This is a genomic window from Inquilinus ginsengisoli, from assembly GCF_031453975.1.
Classification (GTDB): domain Bacteria; phylum Pseudomonadota; class Alphaproteobacteria; order DSM-16000; family Inquilinaceae; genus Inquilinus; species Inquilinus ginsengisoli_A.
On sequence record NZ_JAVDPW010000008.1, the window covers coordinates 448350 to 460591 of the forward strand.

Consider the following 12242-nt stretch of genomic DNA (forward strand, 5'->3'; position numbering starts at 1 on the left):
CAGCGCACCCCGCCACCGCAGCCGTGGTTCAGCCGCCCGACGGCGCCTGGTATTCCGCCAGGCGCTGCAGCAGCGTGCCGACGGCGATCAGCTGCGCCCGCTCCTCCGCCGACAGGCAGGCCTCCACCGCCTCGGCCATCCAGGCCTCGCGCCGGCTGCGGTTGGCCAGCACCGCCTCCGCGCCGGCATCGGTGATCACGACATGCAGCCGGCGGCGGTCGCCGGCGTCGGCCTCGCGCCGGACCATCCCCTCCTTCTCCAGCTCGCGCAGCAGGGCCGCGACGTTGGACGAGCGCAGCCCCTCGGCCGTGCCGAGCTCGGTCGGGCTGGCCGTGCCGCCCAGGCGCAGCAGCGCGGCCAGCAGCATCAGCTTCGACAGCGGCAGGTCGCCGCTGTCGGATTCGCGCCGCAGCCGCCGCAGCAGCGCCATCAGCTGCAGCCGCAGGGCGCCGAGCTGCTCTCGTTCGGTCGGGGACATCGGGTCGGGGTTGGTCATTTTACTATTCTGTTATAGCTAAAACGCTATAGCCATTTCCGACGGCTGGTTCCAGGATCATGCCATGGACGGCGGACCCGAGGGTGCCCGCCGCGAAACGCGAGGTCATCCCGTGTCCCTGCCCGACGGCCTTCCTCTGCCCCGCCGCAGATGGGCCTTCGCCACCGTGGTGCTCGGCATCATGCTCGCCGTGCTCGACGGCTCCGTCGCCAATGTGGCGCTGCCGACGATCGCGGCCGAGTTCCAGGCCAGCCCGTCGATGTCGATCTGGATCGTCAACGCCTACCAGCTGGCCGTGGTGGTGTCGCTGCTGCCCCTCGCCGGGCTGGGCGAGATCTATGGCTATCGCCGGGTCTATCTCGGCGGCCTGGCCCTGTTCACCGTCGCCTCGGTCGCCTGCGCCCTGTCCGATTCGCTGATCACCCTGACCCTGTCCCGCGTCGCCCAGGGCTTCGGCGCCGCCGGGATCATGAGCGTCAACACCGCGCTAATCCGCTACATTTTCCCGCGCGCCCGGCTGGGCCATGTGCTGGGCGTCAACGCCATGATCGCGGCCGGCGCCTCGACCGTCGGCCCCAGCTTCGCCGGCGCCCTGCTGGCGATCGCCTCCTGGCCCTGGCTGTTCGCGATCAACCTGCCGCTCGGCGTCGCGGCCCTGATCATCGGCAGCCGCAACCTGCCGGAGAGCGACCTGGCCGACCGCCGCTTCGACCTGCTGGGCGCGCTGCTCTCCGCCGCCACCTTCGGCCTGCTGATCACCGGGATCGACAGCATCGCCCACGGGCTGGACTGGGGGCTGGTGGCGCTGCAGCTCGGCATCGGCATCGGCGCCGCGATCTGGCTGGTGCGGCGGCAGCTGGGCCGGGCGACGCCGCTGGTGCCGCTGGACCTGCTGCGCATCCCGGTGGTCGGGCTGTCGGTCGTCACCTCGATCACCTCCTTCGCGGCGCAGATGGCGGCCTTCGTGACGCTGCCCTTCCTGCTGCAGACCGGCTCCGGCTTCTCCCCGGCCCAGGTCGGCCTGCTGATGATCCCCTGGCCGCTGGCGGTCGCGGTCACCGCGCCGATCGCCGGCCGCCTGTCCGACCGGCACCCGCCCGGCCTGCTGGGCGGCATCGGCCTCGCCCTCATGGCCATCGGCCTGGTGCTGATGGCGACCCTGCCGGCGGATCCCTCTCCCTGGCACATCGTCTGGCGCATGGCGCTATGCGGCGCCGGCTTCGGCCTGTTCCAGGCGCCCAACAACCGGGTGATGATCGGGTCGGCCCCGCGCAGCCGCAGCGGCGCCGCCAGCGGCATGCTGGGCACCGCCCGCCTGCTGGGCCAGGCCACCGGCGCGGCGCTGGTCGCGCTGCTGTTCGCGCATTTTCCGGACCATGGTGCCCAGGCGGCGCTGCTGACCGCGGCCGGGCTGGCGACCGCCGCCACGGTGGTCAGCTGCCTGCGCCTGGCCACCCCGGCCTATGCCGCCGACGACCCGGCGCCGGAGCCCGAACCCCACGCCCCCGCGCCCATGCGATAGGGCAGGCGACAGGCCCGCGCGCGGGTGCCTTGCATCCGCCGCCCTTGCGCAACGGCCGGGAATGGCGTTTTTTCAGGATCGGACGTTTCGGGCGGGCGCCGCAGCCGTGCGCGAATGCCGCAGCCCGTCCGCCCGACCGAAAGTGACCCGAGCCAGTACGGACCCGATCATGCCAGCCTATCGCTCCCGCACCACCACCCACGGCCGCAACATGGCCGGAGCCCGCGGGCTCTGGCGCGCGACCGGCATGACGGATGCGGATTTCGGCAAGCCGATCATCGCCGTCGTCAACTCCTTCACCCAGTTCGTCCCCGGCCATGTCCACCTCAAGGACCTCGGCCAGCTGGTGGCGCGGGAGATCGAGGCGGCGGGCGGCGTCGCCAAGGAATTCAACACCATCGCGGTCGATGACGGCATCGCCATGGGCCATGACGGCATGCTGTACAGCCTGCCGTCGCGCGAGATCATCGCCGACAGCGTCGAATACATGGTCAACGCGCATTGCGCCGATGCCATGGTCTGCATCTCGAACTGCGACAAGATCACGCCCGGCATGCTGATGGCCGCGATGCGCCTGAACATCCCGGTGGTGTTCGTGTCCGGCGGGCCGATGGAGGCCGGTAAGGTCAAGATCGGCGGCGAGTCCAAATCGCTGGATCTGATCGACGCCATGGTCGCCGCGGCGGACAGCCGCATCAGCGACGAGGACGTCAAGGTGATCGAACGGTCGGCCTGCCCGACCTGCGGCTCCTGCTCCGGCATGTTCACCGCCAATTCGATGAACTGCCTGACCGAGGCGCTGGGCCTGGCCCTGCCGGGCAACGGCTCGACCCTGGCCACCCATGCCGACCGCCGGCGCCTGTTCGTCGAGGCCGGGCACCTGATCGTCGACCTGGCCAAGCGCTACTACGAGCAGGACGACGCATCGGTGCTGCCGCGCAGCATCGCCAGCTTCGCCGCCTTCGAGAACGCCATGACCCTCGACATCTCGATGGGCGGGTCGACCAACACCGTGCTGCACCTGCTGGCCGCGGCGCAGGAGGGCGAGGTCGACTTCACCATGGCCGACATCGACCGGCTGTCGCGCCGGGTGCCGGTGCTGTGCAAGGTCGCGCCGTCGGTGCCGAACGTGCATATGGAGGACGTCCATCGCGCCGGCGGCATCATGGCCATCCTGGGCGAGCTCGACCGCGGCGGCCTCTTGAACCGCGACACCCACACCGTCCACGCCCCGACCCTGGCCGCGGCGCTGGACCAGTGGGACATCAAGCGCACCGACAGTGAGTCGGTGCACAAGTTCTTCAGCGCGGCGCCGGGCGGCATCCCGACCCAGGTCGCCTTCAGCCAGGACGCCCGCTACCCCAGCGTCGACGCCGACCGCAAGCGCGGCTGCATCCGCAGCATCGAGCACGCCTACAGCCTGGATGGCGGGCTGGCCGTGCTGTACGGCAACCTGGCCGAGGAAGGCTGCATCGTGAAGACCGCCGGGGTCGACGCCAGCATCCTGAAGTTCTCCGGCCCCGCCCGGATCTTCGAGAGCCAGGACGCCGCGGTCGAGGGCATCCTGGGCGACAAGGTCCAGGCCGGCGACGTGGTGCTGATCCGCTACGAAGGGCCGAAGGGCGGCCCCGGCATGCAGGAGATGCTGTATCCGACCAGCTATCTCAAGTCGAAGGGGCTGGGCAAGGCCTGCGCCCTGGTCACCGACGGCCGCTTCTCTGGCGGCACCTCGGGCCTGTCGATCGGCCATGCCTCGCCGGAAGCGGCCGAGGGCGGCACCATCGCCCTGGCCCAGGAAGGCGACCGGGTCGAGATCGACATCCCCGGCCGCCGGATCGAGCTGATGGTGTCGGATGAGGAGCTGGCGCATCGCCGCGCGGCGATGAAGGCCCGCGCCGATGGCGGCTGGAAGCCGGCCGAGCCGCGCCCGCGCAAGGTCTCGGCCGCGCTGCAGGCCTATGCCGCCCTGACCACCAGCGCCGCCCGCGGCGCCGTCCGCGACGTCACCCAGCTGCAGCCGCGGAAGGCGTAGGGGTCGCCGACCTCGCTCTGTCTCTGTCATGCCACGGCTCGACCGTGGCATCCAGGGGCGGCCGGAGCGGCTCTTGGTGGCCCCTGGATTGCCGGGTCAAGCCCGGCAATGACAGAAAAGGGGATGGCCATCTCCCCATCCCAACGAAAAAGGGCCCCGCGAGGGGCCCTTTCCGTTCGGTCGGTCCGCCCGGGATCAGGCGTGGCCGGCGGTCGCGGCGCGGGTGACCGCGTAGAGCTTGGCCTTGGCCAGCTTCAGCGCCCGTTCGGCCACGGCAGTCTCGCCGGGGGTCTTGGCGTCGGCCACGTCTTCCTCGGCGTCGCGCAGCTCCTGCTCGACCTTGGCGCGGTCGAGCGAGGCCACCGGCACCACATGCTCGGCCAGCACGGTGCAGCGCTCCGGCGTCACTTCGGCGAAGCCGCCGGTGACGAAGATCCGGTTGGAGATGGCGCTGCGCTGCTCATAGACGTCGATCACGCCCGGCTGGACGGTCGACAGCATCGACATGTGCCCCTTGAGCACGCCGAAATAGCCGTCGCCACCGGGGACGACCACCATTTCGACCTGCTGCGCCACGAGCAGCTTCTCGGGCGAGACCAGTTCGAAGGCGAATTTCTCGGCCATGGATGTCCCCGGTTCCGGTGCTGCTGGCGTCAGGCGGCTTCGGCGAGCTTCTTCGCCTTGGCGATGGCGTCGTCGATGGTGCCGACCATGTAGAAGGCCGCTTCCGGCAGGTGGTCGTAGTCGCCGTTCACGATGCCCTTGAAGCCGCGCACCGTGTCCTCGACCGAGACCAGCACGCCCGGCGTGCCGGTGAAGACCTCGGCGACGTGGAAGGGCTGGCTGAAGAAGCGCTGGATCTTGCGGGCGCGGGCCACGGTCAGGCGCTGTTCTTCGGTCAGCTCGTCCATGCCCAGGATGGCGATGATGTCCTGCAGCGCCCGGTATTCCTGCAGCGTGCGCTGCACGGCGCGGGCCACCTCGTAGTGCTCCTGGCCGACGACGCGCGGGTCGAGGATGCGCGAGGTCGAGTCGAGCGGGTCCACCGCCGGGTAGATGCCGAGCTCGGAGATGGCGCGGCTGAGCACGGTCGTCGCATCGAGATGCGCGAACGAGGTCGCCGGCGCCGGGTCGGTCAGATCGTCGGCGGGCACGTAGATGGCCTGCACCGAGGTGATCGAACCCTTGTTGGTCGAGGTGATGCGCTCCTGCAGCGCGCCCATGTCGGTCGACAGCGTCGGCTGATAGCCCACCGCCGACGGGATGCGGCCGAGCAGCGCCGACACTTCGGCGCCCGCCTGGGTGAAGCGGAAGATGTTGTCGACGAAGAACAGCACGTCCTGGCCTTCGACGTCGCGGAAGTACTCCGCCACGGTCAGGCCCGACAGGCCGACGCGGGCACGGGCGCCCGGCGGCTCGTTCATCTGGCCGTAGACCAGCGCCACCTTCGAGCCCTCTTCGCCGAGCTTGATGACGCCGGAGTCGATCATCTCGTGATAGAGGTCGTTGCCCTCGCGGGTCCGCTCGCCCACGCCGGCGAAGACCGACACGCCGCCATGCGCCTTGGCGATGTTGTTGATCAGCTCCTGGATGGTCACGGTCTTGCCGACGCCGGCGCCGCCGAACAGGCCGATCTTGCCGCCCTTGGCGTAGGGGCTGATCAGATCGACGACCTTGATGCCGGTCACCAGCATCTCCGCCTCGGTCGCCTGGTCGACGAACTCGGGCGCGGCACGGTGAATCGGCGAGGTCAGCTTGGCGTTGATCGGGCCGCGCTCGTCGATCGGCTCGCCGATCACGTTCATGATGCGGCCCAGCGTCTCCGGCCCGACCGGCACCATGATGGCGTTGCCGCTGTCATGGACCTTGTTGCCGCGGACCATGCCGTCGGTCGAGTCCATGGCGATGCAGCGCACCGTGTTCTCGCCGAGATGCTGCGCCACCTCGAGCACGAGCTTGCGATCACCGATGTCGGTGGTCAGCGCGTTCAGAATGGCGGGCAGCTCGCCATCGAACTGGACGTCCACCACGGCGCCCAGAACCTGGCTGACGCGGCCGATGACGTTGCTTCCGGTCTGGGTCTCGACCATGGTGTTCACGCTCCTCGAACTGTCTTCAAGCGATCGGTGGATCAGGGTGCCTTGCCGGCGCTAGACGGCTTCGGAACCCGAGATGATCTCGATCAGCTCCTTGGTGATGTAGGCCTGACGGGTCCGGTTGTAGACCAGCGTCAGCTTCTTGATCATGTCGCCGGCGTTGCGCGTCGCATTGTCCATCGCGGTCATGCGGGCGCCCTGCTCGGAGGCGGCGGATTCGAGCAGCGCCTTGTAGATCTGGATCGCCAGGTTGCGCGGCAGCAGCTCCGCCAGGATCTGCTCCTCGCTCGGCTCGAACTCGTAGACGATGTTCGAGGCAGTGGCCTCGGCCACTGCCGGGATCGCCACGGGCACCAGCTGCTGCACCGTGATGATCTGGGCGATCGCCGATTTGAACTTGTTGTAGACGACCGAGCAGACGTCGAAATCGCCGGCCTCGAACATCGCCAGGATGCGGATCGCGATGCCGTCGGCATCGGCGAAGCCCAGGCGTGGCCGGCCGATGTCGGTGACGCTTTCGACGATCAGGTTGGCGAAGTCGCGGCGCAGGCTGTCCCGGCCCTTGCGGCCGACGGTGAACAGCTTGACCGTCTTGCCCCGGCCCTGCAGCTCACGGATCTGCCGGCGCGCCTCGCGCACCACCGTGGCGTTGAACGCCCCGGCCAGCCCGCGGTCCGAGGTGATGACGAGCAGCAGGTGCACGTCGCTCTTGCCGGTGCCGGCCATCAGCTTCGGCCCTTGGCCGGCCACGCTGGCGACCGCGGCAAGCCCGGTCAGCATCCGCTCCATCCGGTCGGCATAGGGCCGGCCGGCCTCGGCCTGCTCCTGCGCCCGACGCAGCTTCGACGCCGCGACCATCTTCATGGCCGCAGTGATCTTCTGCGTCGACTTGACGGTCGCGATCCGGTTCCTGAGATCCTTCAACGACGGCATGGTGCCCCGCCTTCAATCTGTGTGGTGGGTCCGATTGCCGTTCAGACGAAGGTCTTGGCGTAGTTGGAGATGAAGCTGGCCAGCTTCTCCTCGTTCGCCGGCGAGATCTGCTTCTCGTTGCGGATCGCCTCGAGGATCGCCTTGCCCTCATCGCGCAGCGCGTCGAGCAGGCCCTTCTCGAAATCCGAGACCCGGTTGGCCGGGACGGTGTCGAGATGGCCGCGGACGCCGGCGAAGATCGACGCCACCTGCTCCTCGACCGGGAGCGGGCTGAACTGCGGCTGCTTCAGGAGCTCGGTCAGGCGCGCGCCGCGGGCCAGCAGCTTCTGGGTCGAGGCGTCGAGGTCCGACGCGAACTGGGCGAAGCTTTCCATCTCGCGGTACTGCGCGAGCTCGAGCTTGATGCGGCCGGCGACCTGCTTCATCGCCTTGATCTGGGCGGCGGAGCCGACGCGGCTGACCGACAGGCCGACGTTGATGGCCGGGCGGACGCCCTTGTAGAACAGGCCGGTCTCCAGGAAGATCTGGCCGTCGGTGATCGAGATCACGTTGGTCGGGATGTAGGCCGAGACGTCGCCGGCCTGGGTCTCGATGATCGGCAGGGCGGTCAGCGAGCCGCCGCCATGCTCGTCGTTCATCTTGGCCGCGCGCTCCAGCAGGCGGCTGTGCAGGTAGAACACGTCGCCCGGATAGGCTTCGCGGCCCGGCGGGCGGCGCAGCAGCAGCGACATCTGGCGGTAGGCCACGGCCTGCTTGGACAGATCGTCATAGATGATCAGGCCGTGCATGCCGTTGTCGCGGAAGAACTCGCCCATCGCGGCGCCGGTGTAGGGCGCCAGGAACTGCAGCGGTGCCGGCTCGGACGCCGTGGCGGCCACGACGATGGTGTATTCCAGCGCGCCGTATTCCTCGAGCGTCTTGACGATCTGGGCAACCGTCGAACGCTTCTGGCCGATGGCGACGTAGATGCAGTAGAGCTTCTGGCTCTCGTCGCCCGACTTGTTGATCTCGCGCTGGTTCAGGATCGCGTCGATCGCCACGGCGGTCTTGCCGGTCTGGCGATCGCCGATGATCAGCTCGCGCTGGCCGCGGCCGACCGGGGTCAGCGCGTCGATCGACTTCAGGCCGGTCTGCATCGGCTCATGCACCGACTTGCGCGGGATGATGCCCGGCGCCTTGACCTCGACCCGGCTCAGCTTGGCGTCGGTGATCGGGCCCTTGCCGTCGATCGGGTTGCCCAGCGCGTCGACCACGCGGCCCAGCAGGCCGCGGCCGACCGGGACCTCGACGATGGCGCCGGTCCGCTTGACGGTGTCGCCTTCCTTGATGTCGCGGTCTTCGCCGAAGATCACGATGCCGACATTGTCGGTCTCGAGGTTCAGCGCCATCCCCTTGATGCCGCCGGGGAACTCGACCATCTCGCCGGCCTGGACGGCGTCGAGCCCGTAGACGCGGGCGACGCCGTCACCGACGGACAGGACCTGGCCGACTTCGGCCACATCGGCCTCGGTCCCGAAATTGGCGATCTGATCCTTGATGATCGCAGAGATTTCGGCGGCACGGATGTCCATCAGACGGTCCCCTTCATCGCGAGCTGTAGCTTGGCCAGTTTGGTGCGCAGGGAGCTGTCGACCATGCGCGAGCCGACTTTGACGATCATCCCGCCCAGCAGGGCGGGATCGATTTTGACGTTGACCTGGACTTTGGCGCCCATGGTCTTCTTGAGCTGGTCGACCAGCGCCTCGGTCTGCCGGTCGGTCAGCGCGACCGCGGCGGTGACCTGGGCCGTGACCTCGCCGCGGCGGCGCGCCAGCTCGGCCAGGAAGGCGTCGATCATGGCGTCGAGCGCGAACAGGCGGCGGTTGCGGGCGACCAGGCCGATGAAGCGGCGGACGAGGTCGGACACGCCCGCCCGCTCCAGCACCGCGGCCATCGCCTTGCCCTGCACGTCGCGCGAAAGCAGCGGACTGCGGACCAGACGGCGAAGGTCCTCGCTCTCGCCCAGCGCGGTCTTCAGCCCGCGGAGGTCGTCCGCGGTCTGGTCCAGCGCCTTGCCTTCGTCGGCAAGAGCGTAGAGTGCCGTCGCGTAGCTGGATGCGAGGCCGGAAATCCCTGAGCCTGTGGCTGCCACCGATCGTCCCTCGATCGTTTGTAGGTCGATCGTGGCAGGACGCCACGACCGCCGAATGTTCGGGGGGCTCTATCGCACAACAAAAGGCTGCCCGAGGCCCACCCCTTCCGCTCGGCGCGCCGTCATCTAACATAGCCCCTGGGGGTGTGCAACCGGCATGCGGCCGGCTTTTTCACCCGAAGGCGCAGGATGTAGACTGCCGCGACTGATTCGCATCATCCCGAGGTCGGAATGCCGCATGACCATACGCCCGGAGAGACCCCGCACCAGCATGGGTCCGAAGCGGGGCACGATCACGCGGCCCACGGCCACGGGCCGGGCCATGCGCACCACCATCACGGCATGCCGGAAGGGACCGACGGCGAGCGCCGGCTGCTGATCGCGCTGGCCGTCACCGCCGGCTTCATGCTGGTCGAGGCGGCGGGCGGCTGGTTCGCCAATTCGCTCGCCCTGCTCGCCGATGCCGGCCACATGCTGACCGACGCGGCGGCGCTGGGGCTGGCCTGGCTGGCGGCGCGCATGGCCCGCCGGCCGCGCGACGCCCGGCGCTCCTATGGGTATGGCCGGGTCCAGGTGCTGGCCGCCTTCGCCAACGGCATCGTGCTGATCGCCGTGGTCGCCGCCATCGTGGTCGAGGCGGCCGGCCGGCTGGCCGACCCGGCGCCGGTCGCGGGCGGGCTGATGATGGCGGTCGCGGCGGCCGGCCTGGTCGCCAACCTCGTCGCCTTCCGGGTGCTGCGGGGCGGCGACCGCGGCAACCTGAACCTGCGCGGCGCGGCGCTGCATGTGATGGGCGACCTGCTCGGCTCGATCGGCGCGCTCGCCGCCGGCGCGGTGATCCTGGCGACCGGCTGGACCCCGATCGACCCGATCCTGTCGGTGCTGGTGTCGCTGCTGGTGCTGCGCAGCGCCTGGTCGATCCTGCGCGAATCCGGCCATGTGCTGGTCGAGGGCTCGCCCGACCGGATCGACGAGGCGGCGCTGAGCGCCGCCATCGTGGCCGGGGTGCCCGATGTGGTCGACGTGCACCACGTCCACGCCTGGACCCTGACGCCGGACCGCCCGATCGTGACGCTGCACGCCCGGCTGTGCGAAGGCGCGGATTCAGACCAGGCGGTGGCGGCGGTGATCCGCCTGCTGCACGAGCGCTTCGGCATCGACCACGCCACGGTGCAGGCCGAATTCGAGGTCTGCGCTGACGTCACGACCGCGCCGCGACACTAAGCGCAACGATACGTGACGGAAAAAAGCAAACGCCAGTTCACCTTTTTGCGCAAAAGCGGTAATTATTCGACATAATGAAGTGCATTTTGTGCTGCCCATGGCCCGGAGCGCTCCGGACCGCGGGCCCGGAAAGGTAACCCATGGGCCACAACGGAACTCTCGCCCGCGATGCGGATCCGATGTCGATCTGCCGCAATGTGACGGTCGCCGGCCGGCGCACCAGCGTGCGCATGGAAATCGCGTTCTGGGACGGCCTGATGGAGGTCTGCGCGCGAGAGCAGATCGGCCTCAACGAGATCTGTACCCGCATCGATGCCGCCCGCAAGGGCAGCGGGCTCACGGGCGCGCTGCGCGTCTTCGTGCTGTGCTATTTCCGTGAGCTGACGCGCCGGCCGGTGCCGATGCAGGTGCCGGTCCATGCCTCGATGCAGACCCCGCCGGCGCTGCTGGCGGCCGCGCTGGAAGGCGTGATCGGCGCCCGGGCCTGAGCTGTCAGGCGTAGGTTGGGTCCGCCTCGGCGAACCCAACATCGTGCAGCCAGGGCCACCGTTGGGTTCGCAAGCGCGAACCCAACCTGCGACACCTCAGGGCAACTCGTCCCAGACCAGCCGGTCGACCGCCGCTGCCGGACGCAGCCCGTGGCGTTCGGCCGCCGCGGCGAGCTTGTGCCCGTCCGGCCGGCCGGTCGCGGCGTCGCTCAGTTCGGCGCCATGGATGCCGCCCACCACGAACAGCCCGTCGATCCCGGCCGCGGCCGCCCCGGCCATGTCGGTGTGGAAGCTGTCGCCGATCGCCAGCACCCGCGCCGGGTCGGGCCGGCCGAGCAGGTCGAAGCAGCGGCGATAGACCGGCGGGTGCGGCTTGCCGTGGTAGAACACCGGCCCGCCCAGCGTCTCGTAGTGCTGGGCCAGCGCGCCGGCGCAGATCTGCATCCGGCCGCCGACGATGACGACGATGTCGGGGTTGGCGCAGATCATCGGCAGTTTGCGGGCCGCCGCGGCCTGCAGCAGCGGCGCATGGTCCTCGACCCGCTCCTCGGGGTCGTCGATGCCGGTGTTCAGCACGAACTCCGCATCCGCCACCGCATCGACCCGGTAGATGTCGTCGATGCCCTCATAGACGTCGGAATCGCGGTCCGGCCCGAGATGCAGGAAGCGTTCGCCGAGCGCCTGGTGGAAGTCGTCGTCGCGCGCCGCCAACGCCAGATGCGCCGCCTCGCCCGAGGACAGGATGGCGTCCCAGCAATCCTCCGGCACGCCGATCTGGGCCAGGCGCTGGGTGACCGAGCCGATCCGCCGCGGCGCGTTCGACAGCAGGCAGACCTGCTTGCCCTCGCCGCGCAGCCGCTGCAGGCAGTCGACCACGCCGGGATAGGGGGTGACGCCGTCATGCACCACGCCCCAGAGGTCGACGATATAGGCGTCGTAGCGGTCGTGGATCGCGGCGATGCCGTCGAGAATCGGAATGCTGTCGGTCATCGTCCGCTCGTTCGTCCCATTCCGATCTTGTGCCACGCCAGGGAGGGCGGCGCCACTCCGCGTCCGAACCCGCAAGCCTTCCCCCATCCGTCATCAACTCAGTTGATGTTCTTGTCTGAGTTTTGCGTTGGCGATGATGACGAGCTTGCGCATGAGGGCAGTGAGGGCGACGAGCTTCTTTTTGCCGTTGGCGAGGAGTTTGAGGAAGAAGGGCCTGAGTGTGGGGTGATGGTTGCTGGCGGCCATTGCGGCCATGAAGAGGGCGCGTTTGATCTCGGGCCTGCCGCCTTTGGTGCGTCGGTAGGCGTTGACGTTTCCGCTTTGCCGAGG

12 protein-coding genes are annotated in these 12242 nt (G+C 69.2%); 4 read left to right on the top strand and 8 right to left on the bottom strand.

Annotated features, from left to right (window positions below):
• Positions 1-28: 28 nt before the first annotated feature.
• Positions 29-496, bottom strand: coding sequence for a MarR family winged helix-turn-helix transcriptional regulator (locus tag E9232_RS23930; RefSeq protein ID WP_309798242.1), 468 nt, complete (start codon positions 494-496; stop codon positions 29-31).
• 112 nt (positions 497-608) lie between these two features.
• Here E9232_RS23930 and E9232_RS23935 point away from each other — a divergent pair, with 112 nt between their 5' ends.
• Both E9232_RS23935 and ilvD read left to right on the top strand, forming a co-directional pair.
• Positions 609-2018: an MFS transporter gene (locus tag E9232_RS23935; protein ID WP_309798244.1), complete on the top strand. Its 1410-nt coding sequence runs from the start codon at positions 609-611 to the stop codon at positions 2016-2018.
• 169 nt (positions 2019-2187) lie between these two features.
• Positions 2188-4050 (top strand): dihydroxy-acid dehydratase, encoded by a 1863-nt coding sequence (gene ilvD, locus E9232_RS23940; protein ID WP_309798246.1) that lies wholly within the window; start codon positions 2188-2190, stop codon positions 4048-4050.
• Between the two features lie 195 nt (positions 4051-4245).
• Here ilvD and E9232_RS23945 read toward each other — a convergent pair whose 3' ends face one another.
• Genes E9232_RS23945 through E9232_RS23965 form a run of 5 tightly spaced genes read right to left on the bottom strand, consistent with a single transcriptional unit; the run spans position 4246 to position 9210 of the window.
• Positions 4246-4674, bottom strand: a complete 429-nt coding sequence (locus tag E9232_RS23945) for a F0F1 ATP synthase subunit epsilon (protein ID WP_309798248.1) — start codon at positions 4672-4674, stop codon at positions 4246-4248.
• A 29-nt stretch (positions 4675-4703) separates the two neighbouring features.
• Positions 4704-6140, bottom strand: coding sequence for a F0F1 ATP synthase subunit beta (atpD, locus tag E9232_RS23950; RefSeq protein WP_309798250.1), 1437 nt, complete (start codon positions 6138-6140; stop codon positions 4704-4706).
• A 60-nt stretch (positions 6141-6200) separates the two neighbouring features.
• The gene (locus E9232_RS23955) at positions 6201-7079 is read right to left on the bottom strand and encodes a F0F1 ATP synthase subunit gamma (RefSeq protein WP_309798252.1); all 879 of its coding nucleotides are present in this window, start codon (positions 7077-7079) and stop codon (positions 6201-6203) included.
• A 41-nt stretch (positions 7080-7120) separates the two neighbouring features.
• Entirely contained in the window at positions 7121-8650 is a 1530-nt protein-coding gene (atpA, locus tag E9232_RS23960; protein ID WP_309798254.1) for a F0F1 ATP synthase subunit alpha, read from the bottom strand.
• Complete coding sequence (locus E9232_RS23965) at positions 8650-9210, bottom strand: F0F1 ATP synthase subunit delta (RefSeq protein WP_309798256.1); 561 nt, start codon at positions 9208-9210, stop codon at positions 8650-8652. Before E9232_RS23965 ends, atpA begins: the two co-directional genes overlap by 1 nt.
• Positions 9211-9441: 231 nt before the next feature.
• On the opposite strand from E9232_RS23965, the gene E9232_RS23970 reads away from it, so the two are divergent.
• Positions 9442-10434 (top strand): cation diffusion facilitator family transporter, encoded by a 993-nt coding sequence (locus E9232_RS23970; RefSeq protein ID WP_309798258.1) that lies wholly within the window; start codon positions 9442-9444, stop codon positions 10432-10434.
• Between the two features lie 140 nt (positions 10435-10574).
• Positions 10575-10922 carry a ribbon-helix-helix domain-containing protein gene (locus E9232_RS23975; RefSeq protein WP_309798260.1) on the top strand — a complete coding sequence of 116 codons (348 nt, stop codon included), beginning with the start codon at positions 10575-10577 and terminating at the stop codon, positions 10920-10922.
• Between the two features lie 96 nt (positions 10923-11018).
• Here E9232_RS23975 and E9232_RS23980 read toward each other — a convergent pair whose 3' ends face one another.
• Together E9232_RS23980 and E9232_RS23985 are read right to left on the bottom strand one after the other, a co-directional pair.
• Positions 11019-11912, bottom strand: a complete 894-nt coding sequence (locus tag E9232_RS23980) for a TIGR01459 family HAD-type hydrolase (RefSeq protein WP_309798262.1) — start codon at positions 11910-11912, stop codon at positions 11019-11021.
• Positions 11913-12005: 93 nt separating this feature from the next.
• The coding region (locus E9232_RS23985) for a transposase (protein WP_309798263.1) at positions 12006-12242 on the bottom strand (237 nt) is incomplete at its 5' end.

Bases quoted from the DNA above. Each gene is read 5' to 3' on its own strand.
- E9232_RS23930 (WP_309798242.1), bottom strand. From the start codon at position 496: ATGACCAACCCCGACCCGATGTCCCCGACCGAACGAGAGCAGCTCGGC.
- E9232_RS23975 (WP_309798260.1), top strand. From the start codon at position 10,575: ATGGGCCACAACGGAACTCTCGCCCGCGATGCGGATCCGATGTCGATC.
- E9232_RS23980 (WP_309798262.1), bottom strand. From the start codon at position 11,912: ATGACCGACAGCATTCCGATTCTCGACGGCATCGCCGCGATCCACGAC.
- E9232_RS23970 (WP_309798258.1), top strand. From the start codon at position 9,442: ATGCCGCATGACCATACGCCCGGAGAGACCCCGCACCAGCATGGGTCC.
- E9232_RS23945 (WP_309798248.1), bottom strand. From the start codon at position 4,674: ATGGCCGAGAAATTCGCCTTCGAACTGGTCTCGCCCGAGAAGCTGCTC.
- atpD (WP_309798250.1), bottom strand. From the start codon at position 6,140: ATGGTCGAGACCCAGACCGGAAGCAACGTCATCGGCCGCGTCAGCCAG.
- ilvD (WP_309798246.1), top strand. From the start codon at position 2,188: ATGCCAGCCTATCGCTCCCGCACCACCACCCACGGCCGCAACATGGCC.
- atpA (WP_309798254.1), bottom strand. From the start codon at position 8,650: ATGGACATCCGTGCCGCCGAAATCTCTGCGATCATCAAGGATCAGATC.
- E9232_RS23955 (WP_309798252.1), bottom strand. From the start codon at position 7,079: ATGCCGTCGTTGAAGGATCTCAGGAACCGGATCGCGACCGTCAAGTCG.